Annotated in this window: 24 protein-coding genes; 13 read left to right on the plus strand and 11 right to left on the minus strand. The window is 67.9% G+C overall.

Annotated elements, in window-relative coordinates; all coding sequences use genetic code 11:
* Positions 1-6 precede the first annotated feature (6 nt).
* From G569_RS0119620 to G569_RS0119630, 3 genes are read left to right on the plus strand one after another with little or no spacing between them, the layout of a single operon-like run.
* Entirely contained in the window at positions 7-1,068 is a 1,062-nt protein-coding gene (locus G569_RS0119620) for a glycoside hydrolase family 99-like domain-containing protein (protein WP_028064677.1), read from the plus strand.
* Positions 1,065-1,991: a glycosyltransferase family 2 protein gene (locus G569_RS49885; protein WP_053226676.1), complete on the plus strand. Its 927-nt coding sequence runs from the start codon at positions 1,065-1,067 to the stop codon at positions 1,989-1,991. The genes G569_RS0119620 and G569_RS49885 overlap by 4 nt, the downstream gene beginning before the upstream one ends.
* Positions 1,984-2,820: a sulfotransferase family protein gene (locus tag G569_RS0119630; RefSeq protein ID WP_028064678.1), complete on the plus strand. Its 837-nt coding sequence runs from the start codon at positions 1,984-1,986 to the stop codon at positions 2,818-2,820. The genes G569_RS49885 and G569_RS0119630 overlap by 8 nt, the downstream gene beginning before the upstream one ends.
* Here G569_RS0119630 and G569_RS0119635 read toward each other — a convergent pair.
* Positions 2,817-3,425, minus strand: a complete 609-nt coding sequence (locus G569_RS0119635; RefSeq protein WP_084285251.1) for a histidine phosphatase family protein — start codon at positions 3,423-3,425, stop codon at positions 2,817-2,819. The genes G569_RS0119630 and G569_RS0119635 overlap by 4 nt on opposite strands.
* 20 nt (positions 3,426-3,445) lie before the next feature.
* Here G569_RS0119635 and G569_RS0119640 point away from each other — a divergent pair, with 20 nt between their 5' ends.
* Positions 3,446-5,161 (plus strand): hypothetical protein, encoded by a 1,716-nt coding sequence (locus G569_RS0119640; RefSeq protein WP_028064680.1) that lies wholly within the window; start codon positions 3,446-3,448, stop codon positions 5,159-5,161.
* On the opposite strand, the gene G569_RS0119645 is transcribed toward G569_RS0119640, so the two are convergent.
* Both G569_RS0119645 and G569_RS0119650 read right to left on the minus strand, forming a co-directional pair.
* Positions 5,147-5,821 (minus strand): nucleotidyltransferase family protein, encoded by a 675-nt coding sequence (locus tag G569_RS0119645; RefSeq protein WP_211233028.1) that lies wholly within the window; start codon positions 5,819-5,821, stop codon positions 5,147-5,149. The two genes, G569_RS0119640 and G569_RS0119645, sit on opposite strands and share 15 nt — an antisense overlap.
* Before the next feature lie 5 nt (positions 5,822-5,826).
* A complete protein-coding gene (locus tag G569_RS0119650; protein ID WP_028064682.1) occupies positions 5,827-6,771 on the minus strand; it encodes a polysaccharide biosynthesis protein in 945 nt (314 codons plus the stop codon).
* A gap of 40 nt (positions 6,772-6,811) precedes the next feature.
* Between G569_RS0119650 and G569_RS0119655 the strand changes: the two genes are divergently transcribed.
* The 7 genes from G569_RS0119655 (at position 6,812) to G569_RS0119685 (ending at position 11,020) form a co-directional block, all read left to right on the plus strand.
* Positions 6,812-7,750 (plus strand): NAD-dependent epimerase/dehydratase family protein, encoded by a 939-nt coding sequence (locus G569_RS0119655; protein WP_169542197.1) that lies wholly within the window; start codon positions 6,812-6,814, stop codon positions 7,748-7,750.
* Between the two features lie 293 nt (positions 7,751-8,043).
* Positions 8,044-8,241, plus strand: a complete 198-nt coding sequence (locus tag G569_RS49890; RefSeq protein WP_037497682.1) for a hypothetical protein — start codon at positions 8,044-8,046, stop codon at positions 8,239-8,241.
* Positions 8,229-8,480, plus strand: a complete 252-nt coding sequence (locus G569_RS0119665) for a hypothetical protein (protein ID WP_028064684.1) — start codon at positions 8,229-8,231, stop codon at positions 8,478-8,480. The genes G569_RS49890 and G569_RS0119665 overlap by 13 nt, the downstream gene beginning before the upstream one ends.
* A gap of 56 nt (positions 8,481-8,536) precedes the next feature.
* Positions 8,537-9,223, plus strand: coding sequence for a hypothetical protein (locus G569_RS0119670; RefSeq protein ID WP_028064685.1), 687 nt, complete (start codon positions 8,537-8,539; stop codon positions 9,221-9,223).
* 67 nt (positions 9,224-9,290) lie between these two features.
* Entirely contained in the window at positions 9,291-10,385 is a 1,095-nt protein-coding gene (locus G569_RS58450) for a lytic transglycosylase domain-containing protein (RefSeq protein WP_169542198.1), read from the plus strand.
* A gap of 77 nt (positions 10,386-10,462) precedes the next feature.
* Positions 10,463-10,705 carry a hypothetical protein gene (locus G569_RS62755; protein ID WP_157592157.1) on the plus strand — a complete coding sequence of 81 codons (243 nt, stop codon included), beginning with the start codon at positions 10,463-10,465 and terminating at the stop codon, positions 10,703-10,705.
* A gap of 66 nt (positions 10,706-10,771) precedes the next feature.
* A complete protein-coding gene (locus G569_RS0119685; protein WP_028064687.1) occupies positions 10,772-11,020 on the plus strand; it encodes a hypothetical protein in 249 nt (82 codons plus the stop codon).
* A gap of 384 nt (positions 11,021-11,404) precedes the next feature.
* Here the strand turns inward: G569_RS0119685 and G569_RS0119695 are convergent, their stop codons facing one another.
* From G569_RS0119695 to G569_RS0119710, 4 genes are all read right to left on the minus strand, one after another.
* A complete protein-coding gene (locus G569_RS0119695; RefSeq protein WP_028064688.1) occupies positions 11,405-12,937 on the minus strand; it encodes a tetratricopeptide repeat protein in 1,533 nt (510 codons plus the stop codon).
* Complete coding sequence (locus tag G569_RS0119700) at positions 12,934-13,560, minus strand: hypothetical protein (protein WP_028064689.1); 627 nt, start codon at positions 13,558-13,560, stop codon at positions 12,934-12,936. Before G569_RS0119700 ends, G569_RS0119695 begins: the two co-directional genes overlap by 4 nt.
* Positions 13,561-14,003: 443 nt before the next feature.
* Positions 14,004-14,393, minus strand: a complete 390-nt coding sequence (locus tag G569_RS0119705; protein ID WP_053226678.1) for a cupin domain-containing protein — start codon at positions 14,391-14,393, stop codon at positions 14,004-14,006.
* Positions 14,386-14,694, minus strand: a complete 309-nt coding sequence (locus tag G569_RS0119710) for a DUF4031 domain-containing protein (protein ID WP_028064691.1) — start codon at positions 14,692-14,694, stop codon at positions 14,386-14,388. The genes G569_RS0119705 and G569_RS0119710 overlap by 8 nt, the downstream gene beginning before the upstream one ends.
* A 103-nt stretch (positions 14,695-14,797) precedes the next feature.
* Here G569_RS0119710 and G569_RS0119715 point away from each other — a divergent pair, with 103 nt between their 5' ends.
* Entirely contained in the window at positions 14,798-15,805 is a 1,008-nt protein-coding gene (locus tag G569_RS0119715; RefSeq protein WP_157592158.1) for a hypothetical protein, read from the plus strand.
* A 59-nt stretch (positions 15,806-15,864) separates the two neighbouring features.
* Positions 15,865-16,278 carry a response regulator transcription factor gene (locus G569_RS49905; RefSeq protein ID WP_157592159.1) on the plus strand — a complete coding sequence of 138 codons (414 nt, stop codon included), beginning with the start codon at positions 15,865-15,867 and terminating at the stop codon, positions 16,276-16,278.
* A gap of 158 nt (positions 16,279-16,436) precedes the next feature.
* Here the strand turns inward: G569_RS49905 and G569_RS0119725 are convergent, their stop codons facing one another.
* The 4 genes from G569_RS0119725 to G569_RS0119740 are packed head-to-tail and all read right to left on the minus strand — an operon-like array spanning position 16,437 to position 20,985.
* Entirely contained in the window at positions 16,437-17,060 is a 624-nt protein-coding gene (locus G569_RS0119725) for a hypothetical protein (RefSeq protein ID WP_157592160.1), read from the minus strand.
* Positions 17,061-17,096: 36 nt separating this feature from the next.
* Positions 17,097-18,260: an ABC transporter permease gene (locus G569_RS0119730; RefSeq protein ID WP_211233029.1), complete on the minus strand. Its 1,164-nt coding sequence runs from the start codon at positions 18,258-18,260 to the stop codon at positions 17,097-17,099.
* A complete protein-coding gene (locus G569_RS0119735; RefSeq protein WP_053226680.1) occupies positions 18,257-19,462 on the minus strand; it encodes an ABC transporter permease in 1,206 nt (401 codons plus the stop codon). Before G569_RS0119735 ends, G569_RS0119730 begins: the two co-directional genes overlap by 4 nt.
* On the minus strand, positions 19,459-20,985 hold the full coding sequence (locus G569_RS0119740; protein ID WP_028064696.1) for an ABC transporter ATP-binding protein: 1,527 nt from the start codon (positions 20,983-20,985) through the stop codon (positions 19,459-19,461). Before G569_RS0119740 ends, G569_RS0119735 begins: the two co-directional genes overlap by 4 nt.
* Between the last annotated feature and the right edge of the window lie 14 nt (positions 20,986-20,999).

Consider the following 20,999-nt stretch of genomic DNA (forward strand, 5'->3'; position numbering starts at 1 on the left):
AGTCCTATGGCCATCGCGTCACTTGACGGAGACCGACCCACTCGGTCCATCGCGTACTACCTGCCTCAGTTTTACCCAATCCCGGAAAATGATCGCTGGTGGGGGCCAGGCTTCACCGAGTGGACGAACGTGTCGCGGGCGCGCCCGCTCTTCCCTCGGCATGAGCAGCCTCGTGTCCCCGGGGAGCTGGGGTACTACGACTTGCGCGACAGGGACATTCGCGCCAGACAAGCGGCTCTCGCACGGGCGTTCGGGATCTCAGCCTTCTGCTATTGGCACTACTGGTTCGGTGGCGGCCGCCGGATCCTGACGGAAGTGTTCGACGAGGTGCTCGCGTCGGGCGAGCCCGACTTTCCGTTTTGCTTGGCATGGGCCAATGAGAGCTGGACCGGTACATGGTACGGCGCGCCGGATCGGATGCTGGTAGCCCAGATGTATCCAGGCACGCCGGATGAGGAAGCTCATTTCGCGGCTGTGCTTCCCGCGTTTGAGGATCCCAGGTACGTCAGGATCGGCGGCCGGCCCCTGTTCGTCGTGCTCCGTCCGAGGAAGCATCCGGATCTCCGCGGCTTCGTGCGGCGCTGGCAGCGAATGGCACGTCACGCCGGTCTGGAGGGCATATTCTTCGCCGGTGAGGTGCACTTCAGGCCTGGTCGCCGACCCTGGCCACCTTCCAGTCTCGGCCTAGACGCGACCATCGACTTCGGCTTCTCGCACCTTACGTCGACCACGGTCTATCCCAACGGCCCGCGCGTCTTCGACTACGACGCAGGCTGCGCCGGCTTCCCTCGACTTCATCCCGAGGGCACGTTGAGCTTTCCGTGCGTCGTTCCGCAATGGGACAACACCCCGCGGGTTGGCCGCCGCGGCGTGGTCGTCCACGGAGCGCACCCCGAAGGATTCGGTCGGCAGGTCGCCGCCGCGGTCGATCTTGTGCTCCGCAGGAGCGCCGACGAGCGGATTATCTTCGTGCGTGCCTGGAATGAGTGGGGGGAAGGCAACTATCTAGAGCCGGATCGCCTGTTCGGCTCCGGCTTTCTCGAGGCGCACCGCGAGAACTTGCAATGACGGACTTTGACGACCGGAAGACGTCCGCCTCACCCGCGCCGCTTGTGAGCGTGGTGATCCCGGTACACAACGGCTCGCGGTACATCCTCGCCGCGGTCAACTCGGTCTTGCAACAGAGCCACACCTGCGTGGAAGTGATTGTCGTCGACGACGGCTCAACTGACGACACGGATGCTCTCGTGTCATCGATCGAGGACTCGCGCCTGTGTATGGTGAGCATCCCGACAAGAGCCGGGGTGGCAGCCGCACGCAATCACGGCTTGCGTCGCGCAACGGGCGACTATGTCGCATGGCTCGACGCCGACGACACCTGGTATGACTTCAAGGTATCGGCGCAAGTGGCCATCCTTGAGGCGTTTCCGCGGGTGGTCTGCGTGGGATCGCCCATGGAGGCGATCACAGCGGATGACTCGCGAACGATTGGCCGGGTCGGGCTAATGGGACGCCACGCGTCGCAAGCGGCGATCCAGCAGGCGCGGGTCATGCCGTTCCCGCTTTCCTCGTCACTCGCCCGTGGGGATGCCGTTCGCGCCATCGCCGGCTTTGACGAGCGACTCGATCAGGAGCCGGGGCAGGTCGAGGACCTCGATTTCATCGCACGCCTCGCGCGCCTCGGGGACATTCGCTGGCTACCGATGTCGGTCGGGGGCTACCGCGTGCATCCGAACAGCTCGACGTCCCTTCGGCTACGGGAGCAGCAGGCCGCCGCGGCGAGGATTCAGTCGCGGGAGGCTCGTGATGAACGGTCGATCAACGGTGGGTGGACGGATTCGCGTCGCCTGAGATGGTCTCAGGCGATGCTGCGCAGATCGCTGGAGGACCGCAGCGGGGCACGAACAGGCCGCGCGCTAATCCGGATCGGATTCGCGCTTGCGGTGACTCCTTCCTACGCCGTTCGCAAGCTCTCGGAGTTCGTTGTCTGAGTCCTTCTTCCGCGCCCTGCTGGGCAAGCGGCTCCCGTGGGACGCGTTCCATGGAGTCTCCCGGACGTACGCTCCGGCCGAGCCGATCTTCGTCGTCGGCTGTCCGCGATCCGGAACGACGCTGGTCGGGGAACTCCTGGCGGCCGGGGCGAATCATCGTTCGATTGGCGAGAGTACGTTCCTGGTCTTTCTGCACGACATGCTGTACGAACTAGGTTGGCGTACGGGCCGCGTCGTTGAGGGAGTTGACCCGGTCGACCTCGGTGACTTCGTTGAGTACGCCGGTGCGTTCGCAGACCGAGTCCTCGCAGATCGCTACAGGGAAGCGTGCCAGTCGACCCTGGTCGATCACACTCCCTGGTACGGGCTGGGCGCACCGCTTCTGAACGCCATCTTTCCCTGCGCCCGATTCGTGCACGTGCTCCGCAACGGCGGGGCGGTGGCACAATCACTGAAGAGCTCGCACCAGCGAGGGCACGACTGGGCGGGGGCTGACGTTCGCGCCCGAGCGCAACTCTGGACGTCGATGGTCGCGCAATGCGAGGAGGCTGGCCGCCAGATCGGTCCCAAACGGTTCGCCGAAATCCGCTTTGAGGCCCTTTGCCGCGATCCCACCGGCGCGTTTGGCGCGCTGCTACGTGACCTCGGGCTTCCTCAGTCGTCGCCGGATGCGCGCGTGCTTTCGACGCCACACGCGACGCCGTCGCGTCAGGACCTTCGCGCCAGAGAACCGCAATGGGACCAATGGCCCGCCGAAGAGCTTGCGATCTTCGCGGCGGTCGCGGGAAACGACATGCAGCGTCTCGGTTACGAACTCCCAGACACCTAGGGCGGGGTTGGCCGAACCAACGGCCACGTGACGGGATGGATGCTTCCGGTCGGCACGGCGACCGCACCCACTAGCACACGAATGAGCGCCTCGTGTGTGACGACCACGACCGCTTCCGTGCCCTGCTGCGTGTGGTCGGCGATCGACGTGCTCGCGCGCGTCCACATACGCTCGCTCGACTCCCAGCCAGGATCGTCCGTCGACGGGACGCCATCACAGGCTTCGTACGCTCTGGTGCTAGCGGCTATGTCCCCTTCCGTGATCTGACTGGATCCTTGGCGAACCGGAAGCCAGTCGTGAAGCCGGAGGTCCACAACGACTTCGAGGTCGATCTGCCGGGCAATCCGGGCCGCGGTCTCAAGTGCCCGGGTGTAGGGCGACGAAACGATGCGCCGGAAGCCGCCCGTGGCGAGCGCGGCGCCCGCATCGTCCGCTTCTCTTCGACCGCAGGCACTCAGCGGCACGAAGTCGTAGCGAGCGCCGGTGAACACCGTGCCGTGCTCGGCCAACGCGCTGATGTCGGCGTGGCCATGGCGCACAAGAACAGCCCCCACGTCTTGTCGGCCGAACGAATAGTGTTCTGACGATATGGAGTCTCGGCGCACTCAGGAAGGGATCATGGCCAATGCGTAGCCGCGGCGCGTCGTCGCGCGCCCCCCAGGCTGAATCGCTCTTCACCGAGGAAGAGCTCGAGCGCTTTTTCCCCAGAGGGCACGCGACCGGATCGCTGGCCCGGTTGTGTGCGGCCGCGTCGGACGCGCTCGCGCGGCTCATGCCTGATGGCGATCTTCCCCGTGTGCCGGGCTGGGATGGAAAAGGCGAGTATCAAGCGTTGCTCGAGCGCTATTGCTCGCTGCCGGCGGACATGCACTCGCAACCTGATGCACTGGTGACTCAGATCGCGTCGGACTTCTTCCCTGGCGCCGTCAACTGGCGCTGCCCCGAACTTCAATACAACCTCGGGGCCGCTGTCAATGTGGTGAGCTCAGCGCTCTACGCCGTCGCGCTCGACTTGAACGTCTTCCTCATCAACGATGGTTTGGCCGGAAACACCATCGTCGCGGAACAGGCCGTCGCCGCGATCCTGCTCGAGGCGGCCGGCGTCCAAGCCGGTCACGGACACGGGCTCTTCACTTTTGGCGGGACTGGGACCATTGCCTACGCGATCAAGGTCGGCTTGCGCAAGGCGGCCCCCGAGTCAGTTCGACGCGGCCGTCCTCGTAACATCCGGCTCGCCGTCACCGAGGATGCACACTTCTCCCATGCGACGGCCGCGGACTGGCTCGGAATCGGGTCCGACGAACTCCTGATCCTGCCGTCGGATAGAGAGCGACGGTCGTGCATCAAGCGAGCGGAGCGTCTGCTCAGGGAGGCAATCGAACGTGGGAACACGGTACCCGCACTGCTGATCAACGGCGGCACGACGTATGACCACGCCATAGATGACATTCCGGCGTTCGTCGAGCTGCGCGACCGGCTGGTCACTGACTATTCGCTCGAATACGTCCCCCATGTCCACGCCGACTCCGTCGTGGGGTGGGTTTGGCTCTTCTTCCGTCACTATGACTTCGATGCCAATCCGCTGGGCCTGTCACCCCGTGGCCTTGAGGCCATCAGGGCTCAATATGAGCGCGCAAAATGGATCAGCCTCGCCGATTCGTGGGGTGTCGACTTTCACAAGGGCGCGGGTGCCTGTCCCATCGACTGCAGCATGTTCATCGCAAATGACGCGGCCGACATCGTCAGGCTGCGAAAGGGAGATACACCGCAGGCCAGCACCCACCAACTCGCGGACGAGTTGAGCGTCGTATCGCCGGTCGACTATACACTGGAAACTTCGCGCGCCGGGGGTAAGCCGTTGGCTGCCCTTGGCTCGCTCCATAGTCTCGGGCGCGACGGGTACCGACGCGCGGTGGCGAACCTCATCGAAAACGCGATGCTGTTCCGACACCTGGTCGAGCAGCAGTTCGAGATGGAAGTCCTGAACCCGTACGCGCTGGGGTACCAGACGATGGTACGCCTATATGAGCCCGGCACGGCCGATGACGATCGGCGTGGCGCGGAACTTACCCGCTCAGATGCGTCGACGGGGGAGTTCGTCACTGCCGGCAACGCGTATCTCAAGCGCTTCTTCGTGTGGGATAACCAGGGACGCATGGATGTGAACGCTGGGGGCTTTGTCTACTCGTATACGCGTCACTTTGTCACGACACCCAGCGGTGTTCCCATTTCCGGCCTGAAGGTGTATCCGACGTCGCCCCGTATCGGCCGCCGACACATCCGCGAGGCTGTCGAACTCCTGGCTGCACGAAAGCTGGCGTTCGACCTAACCTTCGGCTAACTCCGCGACGCGGAGCTGCTCTACCGTGTCAAAGGCGCGCCAGCACCGCGGGTAGAGCGCGCAGGCCTTCAGCTCGCGGTGGCTGATGAGTTCGCGCCACACGTCGGCAAAGTTATCTGCCTGAATTGAGGACAATGCGCAGACGCGCGACGGATTCAGGACTTGGATCCCTGAGGCGAACATTCGGGTTACCGCAGTGCGGCTGACCTCGAGCACGGTTCCGTTGCGATCGTGGCGGATGTAGTCGCCGTCAAGCCCCGCGACCGGAGCGATTGGGACCAGCATGCACGCGGGTCTCTTGAGTCGCTCGTACTCCGCGGCGATGATTGCCAAGTCCAACTCGCCGATGCCATCACAGGTCAGGACGACAACGGGCTCGTCTAGGAAGCTCAGAAATGTGTTGCGTATCCACCATGCGTTCATCTGGCCCTCGGTATTGAACACGCTGGCGGCGCCATGCTCGATCGCATGGCTGGCAAGCATCGCCTTGCGATACCCGACGGTGACATGGACGAGCGAGACCTGTCGGCGGGCGACCTCGAGGCTATGTCGAAGCAGCGTAGAGCCTCGGTAGGGAGCCATGGCCTTTGGGACGTCCGCGGTCAGCGGCATCATCCGAGCGCCGCGTCCGGCGGCCATGATCACGACATGCCGGAACACGTTCCTCAGCCGTCAGGGGCTGCTCGGAGTAGAGCTTCAAGCTCCGGTCGCGTGAATCGTGGCGCGGTCTCCGAGGAGATTTCCGCCACCGCATATTTTACTGGCGGCGTCGTAAACGAGATCACGTAGCCGGGGCGCCCGGCAACCTCCGTCATCTGCGTGTGAGATGACTCGGCCGGCGAAACAAGCCACTCGCGGTCGCGGTCGCCGACACGGCGTTCGCCGACGGTCCATCGGTTTCCGAACACGGCGGTCCAGACTTCGAGGAGGTCGGAGATCTTCGTGGCGCGCATGGGCCGTACGAGGACCCTGCCTCCAAGTTGATCGCGCGTCTCCAGCGCGGAGCGAACCTCGGCGGCCGCCTCGTCGGCGGAGATGAAGAAGCGGCTCATGTTGGGCCCAGTCGAAGTGATGACACCCGGGTCGCGACTCATCTCACGCCACTCCGGAAGCACCGATCCGGTCGACCACGCGATGTTGCCGAGCCGGACACAGGAGAACTCCGTGCCCCGCTTGCCGTGCATTCCGCAGAATGCTCTTTCCATCAGGGCCTTCGAGAGTGCGTACGTTCCCGCGTTCGGCGAGGCCGCCTTGTCGGTCGAAACGCCGATGACGGCTTCAACGTTGGTCTCGACCGCAACGCGCGCGACATTCTGAGACCCGCGAACGTTCACGTCGATGCACTCCATCGGATGCAGTTCCGCCAGCCCCACGTACTTGGTCGCGGCGGCGTGGACCACCAGACCGGGTTCGACGTCAGCGATCACGTCGCGAACGGACTCGATGTTGGTTACGTCAAGAGGCACGGACCGGCAGCCCGTGGCGATCTCCGCGTGCCGATTGGCAGAATGATTTCGCGATGCGAGGACCGGCTCGTACGAGTCCCGCAGAAGTGTGGCAAGGCGACGCCCTAGAAAGCCGGACCCGCCGGTGATGAGGACGCGCTTCATCGGGTCGAACCAGACAGGGAAATCATGATAGGAGTTGGACGTGAAGGTCGGCCTTACGGGCGTGCGGATACTAGCGACAGGTGGAAGCGGCTTCTTGGGGCGGGCGCTTTGCACGCGCCTTGTCGCGGGCGGCGCCGAGGTTCACGTGCTCGCGCGTTCCCGTCGGCCCGAGTCGTTTCCCGCGAATCGCTGGTGGCGCGGTGACGTGGCTGACCCCTCAACTGTGTCACGTCTCGTGGATGAGCTTGAACCCTCCGGGATCTTCCATCTCGCAGGTCGCGCAACCGGCGCCCCGGACCGTGCGCTCATGCGCGAGATGCTGGGCGTGCACGTCATGGGCACAGCGAACGTGCTCGACGCGGCGGCCCAACTCAGTCGCCCGCCGTTCGTCGTGCTCGTCGGATCGATGGCCGAGCCTGGTCCGGGCGGCCAAGAACTTGCCGCTTCCCCGTACGCCGCTACCAAAGCCGCGGCCGCCGGCGTCGCCGAGTTCTACGCGCACATCTGCGACGTTCCGGTCGTGCGCGCGCGCCTCTTCATGGTCTACGGCCCGGGCGACACGCAGCTGACAAAGGCGGTTCCGCACCTGATGCTGGCGACGATTCGCAACGAGAGGCCACGCTTCGGGGCGGGAGTGCTTCCCTTGGATTGGACCTTCATCGACGACGCGGTCGATGGCCTGCTGGCGGCGGCATTCGCGCGGCCAACGGCGCGAGTCGACATCGGGACGGGGCGGCTCGCCACCCTCCGCGAGATTGTAGGAATTGTAAGCGAACTGAGCCAGACCGCCGTTGAGCCGCAGTACGGAGCAATGGTCGATCGACCGTTCGTGACCGCGATCCGTGCTGATACCGAACAGGCAGCGAGACATATCGAATGGCGTGCCAAGGTTGGACTGGAGGATGGCCTGAGCCGAACCTTCGAGTGGTTTCGCTCCGCATGGGCTGCGGGTGAATTCGCTCCCGGTGGCGCAGGCTGACGCGTGTGATGATTCCGGCCTTGCCGTGGGGGCGCGCGGCACTGCGCGCACCGCTCCCGGTCCAGCGCCCGCTGTCGGCTCCCTCCTGCGCTCGGGCCGTGAGTCAAATTGACGCGGGCTGGGTCCGACGGACACCGTGATTGCCGGTTGGAACAACCTAATATCCACCTCGGATGGCCGCTCGGCGCCGGGCTCAAGCTCGCGCCCAGCCTCTGATCATGCGGTCCTCGCAGCGCATGTGCCGCAGTCAGCGAGCGCCCCGGCAACGCCGACGCCCAGCGCGCCGCGACCGCGTGGCTGGCCTGGCCGCGGCAGGCGCGCTGCGCGCCAGGATGGCCTTCGCGCCCGCCGACCGCGCCGAGCAGATCGAGCATCTGCACGCGCACCTGGTCAGCGTGCAGATGTACGAGCCCGCCTGGCGACCGGCGATCCAGATCACGCTCGTGATCGCGCGCTGGGCCGACGCGTCAAGGAAGCCATGCCGCTCATGACCGCCGATCCGGGCGCGCACGGGCCCGTCCCGCGCTTCCAACAAGCCATGCTCGAGGTACTCGACGCGCAGGTGCCCCACCCGACCGCCGACGACATCAACGGAGCCGATGCGGACGACTCGCCCAACCCGTTCAGAGACACGACGCGGACGCTGGAAGAGGTCGCGCACGCCGCCGCCGGCGCGGCGGTTCAGCTACACCCCGGCGGACCCGTGGGCATGCCCGACGACACCGCCTGATCAGTCCGTCCAACGCCGCGGCAGGCAGCGGCACGCACGAGCGGAAGCACCTCACGATGGCCCAGGCAGCACCCGATCCCGCCGCGGCGGACCGTCCGCCTGAGAGCCGGCGGCTCACGCGACGACGCAACGTCCTGCTCGCCCAGCACCACCGCCAGCAGGACTGGTCGATCGCCCAGATCGCGCACCTGCTCGACCGCGCGCCCGCGACCATCCGCGGCTACCTGCACGACCCCACCGGCGAGAAGGCGAAGGCCCGCAAGGCCTCCTACGCCGGCACCTGCGAGCGCTGCGGCACGCCGACGTCCGGGGCGGACGGCAAGGGACACGCGTCGTGCCATTGCCAGCGCTGCAAGCCGCAATCCCGGGCACGCTGGACCCGCGAGCTCGTTCGCGGAGCGCACCACTTCTGGCGTGAGCGCTTCGGCTTCGTCGCGTCCTCGGTCGACTGGTCGGGCACCCACGCGCGCCGACGCGGCGGTGCCGCGCTCGCTCGCTACAGCTCCGCTCGCTGGCCATCGCAGTCGGTGATCCGTCGGCTGTACAGGACGCCCGAGGCGGCCCGAGCGGACGCGTTCCCGACGCGGGCTGACAGAACGCAACGTCTCGACTGGTCAGCCAACCAGCGCCACCCGCTCCAGACCGCGGTAGCCGACGTCGGCCGATCCAGTCCCGGCCGTCAACCCGCGACGGACAAGAGAGTGGGCCGCCACCGCGCGTCGCAACCGGCCCCACCGATCTGACGTGGGCGCCGTCCTCTCCCCCGGCCCGCGCCTCGCCGGCGTCAGCGCCGCGCTCGCGACAGTCGCCGTGCTGCTGCTGGCCGGTGCGGCCAGCCTGATCCCCGCCCTGCTGACCGGCGCCAACTGCGGCACCGGCTCGGACACGACACCGTCTCCCTCGGCGCTGCAGACGATCCCCGCCCCCTACCTCGCGCTCTACCAGCGGGCCGCAGCCGCCTACCACGTCCCCTGGACGGTCCTCGCCGCGATCGGTGCGATCGAATCCGACCACGGCCGCTCGCACGCCCCCGGCGTGCAGTCCGGCGTCAACGCCGTCGGCTGCTGCGCCGGCCCGATGCAGTTCAACCTGCGCGACGGCCCACCCTCGACGTGGCAGACCTACCGCGTCGACGGCTACGGAGACGGAAACACCGACCCGTATGACCCGGCGGACGCGATCGCGTCAGCCGGGCGCTACCTGCACACCCTGCTCGCGCAATCCCACGGCGACATCTCGCGCGCCGTCTACGGCTACAACCACTCCAGCCTCTACGTCACCGACGTACTCGCACGCGCCAACGCGTACAGCGCTCGACCCGAACAGGCACTGACGGCACCCGCCAACGCCGGTTGTGCACCAGGACAGCAGGTCGGGACCCCGGCGAATCTGCACGAAGCCGAGCGGCGCGAAACCCCGCGCGCGTACGCGATGCTGCCCGCGTGGACCATGGCCGGCGGCCGGGCTGCCGAGCCGATCGACGCTCGCTTGCTCGACAACGCGCTCTGGATCCTGCGCACCTACCACCTCCGCGTCACAGCCGCCCGCGAAACCGGCCACAACACCCACGGCGACGGCACCGCCCTCGACCTCATCCCCGCGGAACCAGTCGACCAGTCCGCGTGGGATGCAACGGCCCGGGCGCTCGCCCGCGACCTCGGCTGGACAGCCCCCTGCGGCGCGTCAGGCGTGCGACCGGCCTGCCCGCTGGTACCCGCCATCCAGTTCGTTGGCTACGAGGGCTACCCCGGCCACGGCTCACCCCGCACCTGCCGCGCACCATCATGCGCGGCGCACTTGCACATCTCGTGGGTATCCCCGTGTTACGGCACCAGCGCGCCGTCGCCTCCGTGCGCGTCAGTCACCGCATTCGCCACCGCGAATGCCGTGGCGTCGGACCGCTAACCGCCGGGACCACAATCCGACCAAGGTGGTTGAGCCTAGGGCGGACCCTTGCCCGGCGTCTCGGAGGGGCGACGACGGTGCGTGTACCGCTCAGCCTGCGGCCCGCGGCCGATGCGCAACGGGTACACGACGGACGCCGGTTGCTCGGCGCCATCGGCGACGACGCAAACGGCGATCGGGATGTCATCCACGCCGTCTCGCGGCACCGTGATCGGGAACCGGACATACGTTTCGTCAACGTCGCGAGCAACGCCGTCGATCGCTCGCGCCAACACCGTTTGGCCGCCAATGCGCGCTCCGCGTTGCGGGAAGTCGGGTAGTTCGCGGCTGCTCGCGTCGCACCATCGCACCATCGAACCATCGGACCATCGGACCATGAGTTGTCGATGGTCCAGGAACTGCTCGCTGGCGAGCCGACGCTGCCGGCGATGCGTGTTCGCGAGGAGCTCGAGAAGCTCGGCTACGGGGGCCGCAAGACGATCCTTGATGAGTTGTTGCGCGAGTTGCGGCCGCGGTTTGCTCGGCCGCCGCGCAGCTTCCAGCGCACCCGGTACCGACCTGGCGAGCTGGGCAGTTCGATCTGTGTGAGCCGCGCTCGGAGGTTCCGGTGGGCTAGAGCCATCCGATCACCGTGACGAACGGCTCGAGCCGCGGCGGCCGCGGCCGTAGACCGGCGGCGTCGACGACGCCAGCACGTTGCGGATCGTGTCGCGATAAACACCGGTGCGACGATGGATCTCGCGCTGCGAGAGGCCCTCCAAATGGTTCAACCGCCGGATCTCCGCTCACAGCTCCACGCCAACCCAAGCGCCCATCCCCCCCGGTCTCGATCAACAGATCGAGCCAGATCTCCGGCCCGGCCGGACGACCTCCGACCCCGCGCCGAGGTGGACCACTTCTAAACCCGCGCAGGCGGACCACTATTCAGGCGGCGCCTGCAGGTGGCGCACTTGATGCCGTCGTCCATTTCGATATCCGGATTGTCGGCCGACCCCCGAAGAGCCTCGCCCCCTGGCGCCTTATTCGGTCAGCGCGGCCGCCTCCCAGTACCTGGCCGCATACGCCTCGATCAGCTGAGCCGGCGCCTCGGCCCCCCGACCCTGTACGGCGTTCTCCAGGAGCTCGGCCATCGCGCTCATAGGGCGCTCGAACACGCCGTCGGGGCTGAAGAACTCGGCGATTCCCGGAATCCAGTCGGGATCGATCGGTGAGGCGTCGTCGTGGTATGCCTGCATCAGCCGCCACGCACGATCCAGGAGGTGGGCGGCCTGCGCGAGATCCCCGATCTCCAAGGCGATCGCGGCTGCGGTGCTGAGGCAGTGCATATCGAGCCCCGGACGTGCCAGGTCATGGACGCGCAGCAGTTCGTCGAGCGCCGCGGCCGGATCTCCGTCGGCGCGCGTGAAGAGGGCCATCGTGGCGCGCACGAGCAGATCCGCCGGAGCCTGACGGCTCGCCTGCTCCACCGCGCGCCGCGAGGCCCCGGTGTCACCCTCATCGAGCCCCCGGCATCCCAACACCAGCAGCTCCCTCGCAGCCTCGTGGCCGCGGACGGCGGCCGCGACAGACCCGCGCAGCGCCTCGTCCGCGGCAGCGACCGCCGCGTCGAGCAGCTCGGCCGCTCGCTCTGGCTCCCCGCACTGGAGATAGGCCTCACAAGCGAGTCCGTCCTGGTCGTGATCATAGGGGAACTTGTGCCGTGCCTGTTCGAACGCCAACAACGCGCGGCGCGGTAACCCCGCCGCCGAGGCGTAGTACGTGCAGGCCTGGAGGTAGGGAAGGTAATTAGGCTCGATGACGACCACGCGGGTCTCGAGGTCGGTTGCCTGCTCGATGTCACCCGCGACCGCGCATATGCCCGCGGCGTTGTGCAGGGCCTCGGAGTGCTCGGGGTTCTCGCGCAGCACGGCCTGGTAGCAGGCCATCGCCTGCGCGAGCACCGACGTCCCGCCCAGCCGCTCTCGTAGCCTGCGCGTGAGCGACCGCAGCGGCCGTCCTCCCGACTCGAAATTATTGGTCCGGTACTCGTCGAGCCGGTTGCCCGCAGGGTCGCCCCACTCCAGGTCGACCAGCGACAACGTGCCGAGCGTCTGGCGCCGGAACGGCGCGCGTGCCCGGCTGAGCTTCAGCTGACCGCCCCCACGCGGCTCGACCGCCTGGGCGGACAGCAGGAGCTCCAGCGCGTCGTCGAGCAGCTTGGACACCACTGGATTCGTGTTGCTGTTCCCGAAGAACTCCTGGAGCTGCAGGCAGCCGCCATGCGCCCAAAACGTCACCTCGCTGGGGATGGTCGTGCTCATGCCTAGGCTGCCGTACAGGCGGCGGACACTTTCGGCGCCCCCTGGGCCCGCGGCCGACGGGTCGCGCCAGATCTTGAGCGCGAGCTCCAACAGCCCGGACCGGTCGTTGACCAGCCGGTGGACGATCTTCGAGGAGCCGGCTCCGATCTCATGCCCGATCGTGTACCGGGCGCCGCCCACGTCGATGTACTTGCCCTCCCACTGCTCGGGGTCATGGACGGCAAGGTCCAGGGGCTCTCGCTCGGCCGTCACAGCACCGTCCACGGGTCCGGGTCGGGCAGCTCGAGGAAGAGCGGCGAGCCGAACACGGTCGAGTCGCGGATTGCCATCAGCACGAGAACCGTGCGAAGGGTCAATGCGATCTCACCCGAGAAGAACCGGACATTGCCGGAATGCGGGTTGAGCTGCCCGTCCACGTCGGTGCTCTCGCTGAAGAAGCGCACCGAGCAGTCGAGCACGACGCGATGCCTCAGCGTCTCGGATTCCATCGTGACGATCGTGTCGTTCGCCTGCCGCGAGATGACACTGAACTGCCCTATGTAGTGGCAGTACCGCGCGCTCGGCTCCGCACCGGACAGGACAGACTCCAGCGGCGGGATGGGCTTGTCGTCGGCAAGGGCGCGCAGGACGCGATAGAGGCGGTCGGTGTAGCTGGCCTTGACCTTGCGCTCGGTTTGGATGACGCTCTTCCGCCCGTAGGTAACGTCCCCTCTAAAGAGCGAAATCACGTCAGCGACGCTCAGGCCGGCTTCGGCGTGTCCACCCACCGTGCGCTCGGCTGTTTCAGTCTCGGCGATCTCGTCGAGGCCTTCCGGCTCGAGCTGACCGTAGAGCACGTCGATCTTTCGCCGCGAGATGTAGCAGAAGTAGCGCATGGGCGTGAGTCGCGCTGAGAAGCGATCATCGCCACGGCGGGACGCACGGTCAAGGTCCTCCGCGCTCAGCACGACGGGGCTTGGCTCTGGCGAGGGGAATCGAACTCCCACTTGGCATAGCTGCACTGCTGTCCGCGTACTTCCGGCGTCCGCCTCACGCCAGTCCCGCGGTTACTTCGCACGACGCGCATCAGGGGCCTACAGCGCGCCCGGAGCAACCCGCCGGGGCGGCTCGGCATCCGCCGACGCTCGGTGACACTACGGTGACGAAACCCACGGGATTCTGGTCGAAACCGGCGGCATTTCGGGCCTGGCGTCACGTGATGGAATGCGGCTGCGTGCAGGGATATCTTCGGCAGACGAACGGTGACCACTGGCGTCTTGTAAGCGGTAGGTCGTCGGTTCGAATCCGTCCTCCGGCTTCTACGCGCGTACCGTGCCGGTCAGCCCATCGCGCGCACGATGCCCTCGCGCGGGGGCGTGAAGACGTCGATCACGACGCAGCCGTCCGGGCCGGCGACGCCGCCGTGCGGGACGTGGGGCGGGATGACCACCAGGTCGCCCGCCGTCATCACCCGCGTCTCGCCGCCCACCGTGAACGTGAGCTCGCCGGAGACCATGATCGCGATCTGCTGCTCGAAGTGGTGGTGGGTCGCCGCCTCGACCCCGGGCTCGAAGGTGACGACGTTCGTCATCACCGAGTCGGTGGTGACGGGCTGGAAGCGCAGACCGGGGATGAGCTCCAGCGGTGCGACGTCCTCGGCGACACGCAGGAACCGACCGGGCTCGGTGGACGCCTCGCCCGCGTCGTCGAAGTAGGGCTGCTCAGTCATCGACGCCGACGGTACCGGCGCGGCGGGCGGCGCGCACGCGGGCGCGGTCGCCGCGCGGGCCGGCCATCCGGACCAGCAGATCGGCGGTGGAGACCTCCAGGGCGCCGAGCTCGACGGCGCGCACGCGCAGCCAGGGCGGGAGGTCGTAGTGGTCGCCTTGAAAGCGGTGGCGGGGGATCCCCAACGAGGCGGCGAAGGCGTGCAGCTCCTCGAAGGAGCCGTCGACGGCCATGTGGCACCAGTCCTTGACGGAGAGGCGGATGTGGTCGTAGCGGCGGATCGGGTCGACGAGGACGGGCATGGGTCCGGGGTCTCATCTTGGCGCTTGGGCCTTGAAGGCGGCGAATCGTTCGTCAGGATCTTGGGTTACCAAGACGGATCTGATTCACAGCAGGAGGCAAGGGATGAAGGTAGGGGGGAAGCTCCTCGCGGCCGCAGTCGCCGCGATGGGACTCGTCGTGCCGGCGACGGCGAACGCCGCGTTGTCGGTCAAGATCACGGACGACACCGGGAACCCGGCGCTGATCGCTCCGGGCGCGCCGCCGACCCTGCGCAACATGGACGTCAAGGCCTACGTCAACACCAGCGATGGCAAGGGCTTCAGCGTCGCCGTCGCGGGCCCGGACGGCCAGCCGGCGGGCAGCGCGCTCAGCTGCGGGTCGCCGGGCATCGAATCGACGCGCTACGTCGACTACCACGGCAACGGCACGTACACACTCCTCGTGACGGCGTTCTCGGACATCGGCTGCACCAAGGCCACGGGCTCGACGACGTACACGTGGAACATCGCCGCGGGTGTCGCGATCTCACCGCCCGCCCCGACGATGCTCACGCGGCAGCCGAACTCGTACTCCACGATCGTGCAGCAGTTCAACTTCGCCGGCAACCCGGGCGCTTCGGGCTATGAGATCAAGTACGCGCTCGGCGCGACCGTCAACCCCGACGGCAGCCTGAACTCGCCCGCGATCAAGGACGGGTTCGTGAACTCGACGACCGGCAAGGTCGAGCTGATCGGCGCGCGCGAGCCGGGCACGTACACGATCGTCGCCCGCGCCAAGTCCCTCGGGTACTTCACGCCGTGGACGGCGCCGCAGAACTTCAACCTGATCACGCCGTTCGACATCTCGTCGCGCACGTTCCCCGACTCACGCGGGCCGAGCTACCAGGTCCGCGCCACGCTCGGCGACGCCAGCGCCGCCGGCAGCCGCGTCACCGTCGCCGTCGCCAACGGCAAGAAGGGCAAGCGGTTCCGCACGCTCGGCAAGCCCAAGATCAACAGCAAGGGCCAGATCACGCTGCGTTTCCGGCTCAAGGTCGGGACGTACCGGATGCGGTACTCGTTCAAGGGCAACTCGCTGATGGCCCGCGGGACCGTCTACGACGTGATCCGCATCAAGCGCGTCCTCGGATAGTCGTCTGAACGACGACCGGCAGCCGCAAGTTCAGTGTGCGGCTGCCGATCATCCGTTTGATGAGCTTTGACCAGACCGCCGTTCGCCGCGTCGCGATCGTTGAGGACCACGGAGCGCTGCGCATCTTCCTTCGCGACGTCCTGACCCGCCTCGGCTGGAGGGTGACCGGCGTCGCCGGCACCGCCGAGTCCGGCGCCGAGCTCGTCCTGAACACCGCTCCCGACGTCGCCGTCGTCGACCTGCACCTCGCCTCCGAGGGGGGCGGTGACGCGCTGATCCGCCGCCTCGCGGAGACCGCGTCGGACACGAAGCTCGTCGTCTTCACGGCGACGACCGACCCGACGGAGCTGCACGAGGTCCTCAAGGCGGGCGCCGACGGGATCGTGCTCAAGGAAGGCGGCCTGCCGGAGCTCCTGGCAGGCCTGGACGCCGTCACCCGCGGCGACCAGTACCTGAGCCCCAGCCTGACTTAGGGCCGCTGAGGAATTCCGGTGCGCCCGCCGCGGCGCATCCGCAGCGCCTCGCGCCACCCACGCTGCTCACGGCCCAGAGGGCCGCAGCGCGAGCGCGGGCGACCCGAGCCACTGGCGGCTACACCACAGCGGTCGGACCGACCATTCCTCAGCGAACCCTACGTAACGGTCGGTTCGGCGCTCGGCGTCTCGGTGGGCGTCGGCGTCGGCGTCTCGGTGGGCGTGGCCGTCGCCGACGGTGTGGCGGTCGCCAGCGGGTCGGTCTCGCTCGGATCCACGACCCGCACCCACATCTTGATGTGGCCGTCGGCGATCTGGAACGCCACCGCGGCCTCGGCGCCGACCCCCTGACCGCAGGGCGCCGGAGCGTTCTTGCGCTCGGTCAGCCGGAACTCGCCGACCACGAAGCCGTCGGTGGCGCGCCGCGTCCGCAGCAGCTTCGCGCCGCAGGGCAGCGTGGCGTTGAACGCTCGGACGTCCTCGATCGTGGCCAGCTCGACGAGGCCGGGCGTGTTGTTGGAGACCGACGACGGCACCCCGAAGTAGGCCGCGGCCGCGTTGACGTGCCCGCGGCGCAGGCTGTCCGCCCAGCCCTTGATCACGCGCTTCTCGGCGGCGGTCACCGGCTCGGGCGTAGGGGTCGCGACGGGCGTCGACGACGGGACCGGATCGCCCGTGTGCACGCCGGGGGTGGTCAGGTCAAAGCGATCCGGCTGCTTCGCCGTGCTCCCGCATCCTGCGAGCACCAGCGCCACTCCAGCAATCGCCCACGGCAGCCTCATCCGAGATCGATTGTAGGTGGGCGAGGGCTGAAAACGTCACGACTTCGGTAGAGGTCGGCCGAGCGCCGCGGGCGGGATCGAGCGCCCGATCAGCCCCGTGACCGCGATCAAGGTCAGCACGTACGGCAGCGCCTGGAAGAGCACGGCGCCCGACTGCGAGAACACCGGGAGCCGCTGCGCGAGCGCCGAGCCGAAGCCGAACAGGAGCGTCGCGGCCAGCGCCGCCCCGGGCCTCCAGCGGCCGAAGATCAGCGCCGCGAGCGCGATGAACCCACGTCCCGCGGTCATGTTCTGCGAGAACGTGTGGACGAAGCCGATCGACAGGAACGCGCCGCCGAGCGCCGCCAGGGAGCCGGAGCACATGACCGCGATGTAGCGCGTGCGCACGACCGACAGGCCGGCCGTCTCGGCCGCGAGCGGGTTCTCGCCCGCCGAACGCAGCCGCAGGCCCCACGCCGTCCGGAACACGACGACCCACGTGACGACGACCATCGCCAGCGCCACCCAGATCAGCAGGTTGAGCTGGCCGAAGACGTCGCCGAGCAGGGGCACGGACTTGATCGGCAGGTGGACGTCCGGCACGGCCGGCAGGTCGTCCGGCGTGCCCTGCTCGCCGTAGATGTCCACGTACATGTAGCCCGTGATGCCGACCGCGAGCAGGTTCAGCGCGGTGCCCGAGACGATCTGGTCGGCGCGGAAGGTGATCGCGAACAGCGCGTGCAGCGCGGCGAAGATCGCTCCCGCGACGAGCGCGATGACGAGGCCGAGGAACCACGAGTCGGTGATGTCCGCGCCCCACGCGGCGAAGAACGCGCCCATCAGCATCATGCCCTCGAGCGCGATGTTGATGACACCGGAGCGCTCGGAGAACAGGCCGCCGAGCGAGCCGAAGATCAGCGGGGTGGCGTAGCGCAGCGTCGAGGCCAGCAGCGCGCCCCAGACCACGACCTCCGTGAGGTTGCTCTCGCCCGACCGCGTGGCCGCGTAGCCGCCCGAGATCCCGATCACGCCCGCGACGATGCCGCCGCAGCCGAGCCGTTTCTCACCGCCCCGATAGGCCAGCAGGCCGGCCGTCATGGCGAGCAGCCCGACGAGCGCGATCGGGATCGGCGTGCGCACCGTGATCGGCGGCACGGCGATGAAGAACGCGAGGAAGCCGAGGGCGATCCCGCCCCAGCCGATCTGCTTGGCCGGAGTCATGCCGCCACCGCCACATCCGTCGAGGTGCGCCGTTTACGTCGCAGCCGCCAGAGCCAGAGCACGATGATGTCGGTCGAGACGAACAGGACGACGAGGCCCTGGATCATCGACGTGAGGTTCGTGGCCAGCGCGGGGTCGAACACGTCCGGGTCGAGCGTGCGGCCCGAGGTGCCGGTGATCAGCGCGCCGAACAGCAGCGCGCTGAAGAACGTGCCGACCGCGGTGTTGCGCCCGAGCAGCGCGACCGCGATGCCGAAGAACCCGAGGTTGCCGATCTGCACGTCGTTGACCGCGATGCGGAACTGCCAGCCCAGCACGTCCATCGTCCCGGCCAGGCCCGCGAACGCGCCGCAGATCGCCATCACGACGATGTAGTTGCGGCGCACCGAGATGCCGGAGGCCTGCGCGGCGTCCGGGTTGAAGCCGACCGCGCGGACCTCGAAGCCGAGCGTCGTGCGGTTCAGCAGCACCCAGAACACGAGCAGCGCGCCGATCGCGATGAACAGGCCGATGTGCAGGCCCTGCAGGTCCGGGTCGCCCCAGAAGACCGGGAGCTTCGCGCCCGCGACGACGTCATTGGAGACCGGCACGTCCTTCTGCGCCGGGTTGTCGTTCTGCAGCGGGCCGCCGAGGTTGAACAGGTAGGCACCGGTCCAGATCGCGATCCAGTTGAGCATGATCGTCGTGATCACCTCGTTGGTGCCCGCGACGGCCTTCAGGAGCCCGGCGATGCCGGCCCAGACGCCGCCGAAGGCCATGCCCGCGAGGATCGCGAGCACGATGTGCAGCAGGCTCGGCATGCCGGCGAACGAGGACCCGACCCAGACGGCGCCGATGCCACCCATGATGTACTGGCCCTGGCCGCCGATGTTGAACAGGCCGCAGCGAAACGCGAACGCGACCGCGAGGCCGGTGAGGATCAGCGGCGTCGTCCAGATCAGCGTCTGCTGCAGGTTGATCGCGGCGATCGTGCGGTCGCTCTCGCTGATCCACGGGAAGAACCAGTTCAGGCCGGTGCCGTTGAAGATCGCCTTGTAGGTGGCGATCGGATCGTGCCCGGTGATGAGCACCACCAGGCCGGCGATCAGGAACGCGATGAACAGCGTGATGAGCGGGGTGACGATCCCGCCGGCGCGGAGATAGGTGGCGAGCTTCGCCGCGACGGTCGCGTCGGGCGGGAGTTCGTCGTCGACGTCGCTCAAGCTACAGCCTCTCCTCGCCCACCGCCGGTCATCATCACCCCGAAGTCCTCCTCGGAGGACTCAGGTGACATCTCGGCGACGATCTGCCCTTCGTAGATCACCAGCACACGATCGCTCAAGGACCGGATCTCCTCCATCTCGAGCGACACCAGGAACACCGCGCGGCCCGCGTCGCGCTCCTCGACCAGGCGCCGGTGCACGAACTCGATCGCGCCCACGTCGAGCCCGCGTGTGGGCTGGGCGGCGATGATCACCTGCGGGTCGGCGTTGAGCTCACGCGCGATGACGACCTTCTGCTGGTTGCCGCCCGACAGCGAGCCGGCGCGGGTCTCCGGGTCGCCGCCGCGGACGTCGAACTCCTTGAGCAGCTTGCGCGCGCGGGCGACCATCTTCTTCGGCGAGAGGAAACCGCGTTTGGAGAACGCGGGCGTGTCGTACTCTCGCAGCGCCAGGTTCTCCGCCAGGTTGAACTCGAGCACGAGGCCCCGCCGGTGGCGATCCTCGGCGATGTGGCTGACACCCGAGTCCAGCGTCTGGCGTGGGTTGGCGTGGGTGACGTCGCGGCCGGCGACCTTGATCGTCCCCTCGTCCGGTTTGCGCAGGCCCATGATCGTCTCGATCAACTCGCTCTGCCCGTTGGCGTCGATGCCGGCCAGCCCGACGATCTCGCCCGCGCGGACGTCCAGGGTGACGTCACGGACGGCCGGGAGGCCGCGATCGTCGCGCGCGGAGACATTCGCGAGCGAGAGCAGCGACTCGCCCGGCTGGGTGTCGTCCTTCTCGACGCGCAGGAGCACGTCGCGGCCGACCATCAGCGTCGCGAGCGACCGCTCGGTGGCGCCTTCGGCCGGGACCGTGTCGATCTTCTCGCCGCGCCGCAGGACCGTGATCCGGTCGGCGACGTCGAGCACCTCGTTGAGCTTGTGCGAGATGAAGATGATCCCCGTGCCCTCGGCCTTGAGGTTGCGCAGGACCACGAACAGGTCCTGCGCCTCCTGGGCCGTGAGCACGGCGGTCGGCTCGTCCAGGACGAGCACCTTGGCGCCGCGGAACAGCGCCCGCAGGATCTCCACCCGCTGCTGGGCGCCCACGCCGAGGTCCTGCACGCGGGCCTCCGGGTCGACCGCGAGGCCGAACCGCTCGGAGAGCTCACGCGTGCGGCGCGCGGCCTCCTTGTAGTCCAGCAGCGGCCCGTTCTTCGGCTCGGCGCCGAGCACCAGGTTCTCGGCGACCGTCATCACGGGCACGAGCATGAAGTGCTGGTGCACCATCCCGATGCCGAGGCCGATGGCCCGGCTGGACGAGCGGATCTCGACCTTCTCGCCGCCGAGCAGGATCTCGCCCTCGTCGGGCTGGTGGAGCCCGTAGAGGACGTTCATCAGGGTCGACTTGCCCGCCCCGTTCTCCCCGAGCAGCGCGTGGATCTCCCCACGGCGCAGCTCGAAGTCCACCGAGCGGTTCGCGACCAGGGGTCCGAACCGCTTGGTGATGCCGCGGAGCTCGAGCGCGGGCGTGTCAGTCAACGTTCCGTCCTAGG

Source organism: Solirubrobacter soli DSM 22325 (assembly GCF_000423665.1).
GTDB classification, from domain to species: domain Bacteria; phylum Actinomycetota; class Thermoleophilia; order Solirubrobacterales; family Solirubrobacteraceae; genus Solirubrobacter; species Solirubrobacter soli.

Coding starts and splice junctions, on each gene's coding strand:
- G569_RS0119650 (WP_028064682.1), bottom strand. CDS start 6,771: ATGAAGCGCGTCCTCATCACCGGCGGGTCCGGCTTTCTAGGGCGTCGC.
- G569_RS0119620 (WP_028064677.1), top strand. CDS start 7: ATGGCCATCGCGTCACTTGACGGAGACCGACCCACTCGGTCCATCGCG.
- G569_RS49885 (WP_053226676.1), top strand. CDS start 1,065: ATGACGGACTTTGACGACCGGAAGACGTCCGCCTCACCCGCGCCGCTT.
- G569_RS0119730 (WP_211233029.1), bottom strand. CDS start 18,260: ATGACTCCGGCCAAGCAGATCGGCTGGGGCGGGATCGCCCTCGGCTTC.
- G569_RS0119665 (WP_028064684.1), top strand. CDS start 8,229: ATGCCGCTCATGACCGCCGATCCGGGCGCGCACGGGCCCGTCCCGCGC.
- G569_RS49905 (WP_157592159.1), top strand. CDS start 15,865: ATGAGCTTTGACCAGACCGCCGTTCGCCGCGTCGCGATCGTTGAGGAC.
- G569_RS0119700 (WP_028064689.1), bottom strand. CDS start 13,560: ATGCGCTACTTCTGCTACATCTCGCGGCGAAAGATCGACGTGCTCTAC.
- G569_RS0119670 (WP_028064685.1), top strand. CDS start 8,537: ATGGCCCAGGCAGCACCCGATCCCGCCGCGGCGGACCGTCCGCCTGAG.
- G569_RS0119705 (WP_053226678.1), bottom strand. CDS start 14,393: ATGACTGAGCAGCCCTACTTCGACGACGCGGGCGAGGCGTCCACCGAG.
- G569_RS0119715 (WP_157592158.1), top strand. CDS start 14,798: ATGAAGGTAGGGGGGAAGCTCCTCGCGGCCGCAGTCGCCGCGATGGGA.
- G569_RS0119640 (WP_028064680.1), top strand. CDS start 3,446: ATGCGTAGCCGCGGCGCGTCGTCGCGCGCCCCCCAGGCTGAATCGCTC.
- G569_RS0119685 (WP_028064687.1), top strand. CDS start 10,772: ATGGTCCAGGAACTGCTCGCTGGCGAGCCGACGCTGCCGGCGATGCGT.
- G569_RS0119710 (WP_028064691.1), bottom strand. CDS start 14,694: ATGCCCGTCCTCGTCGACCCGATCCGCCGCTACGACCACATCCGCCTC.
- G569_RS0119725 (WP_157592160.1), bottom strand. CDS start 17,060: ATGAGGCTGCCGTGGGCGATTGCTGGAGTGGCGCTGGTGCTCGCAGGA.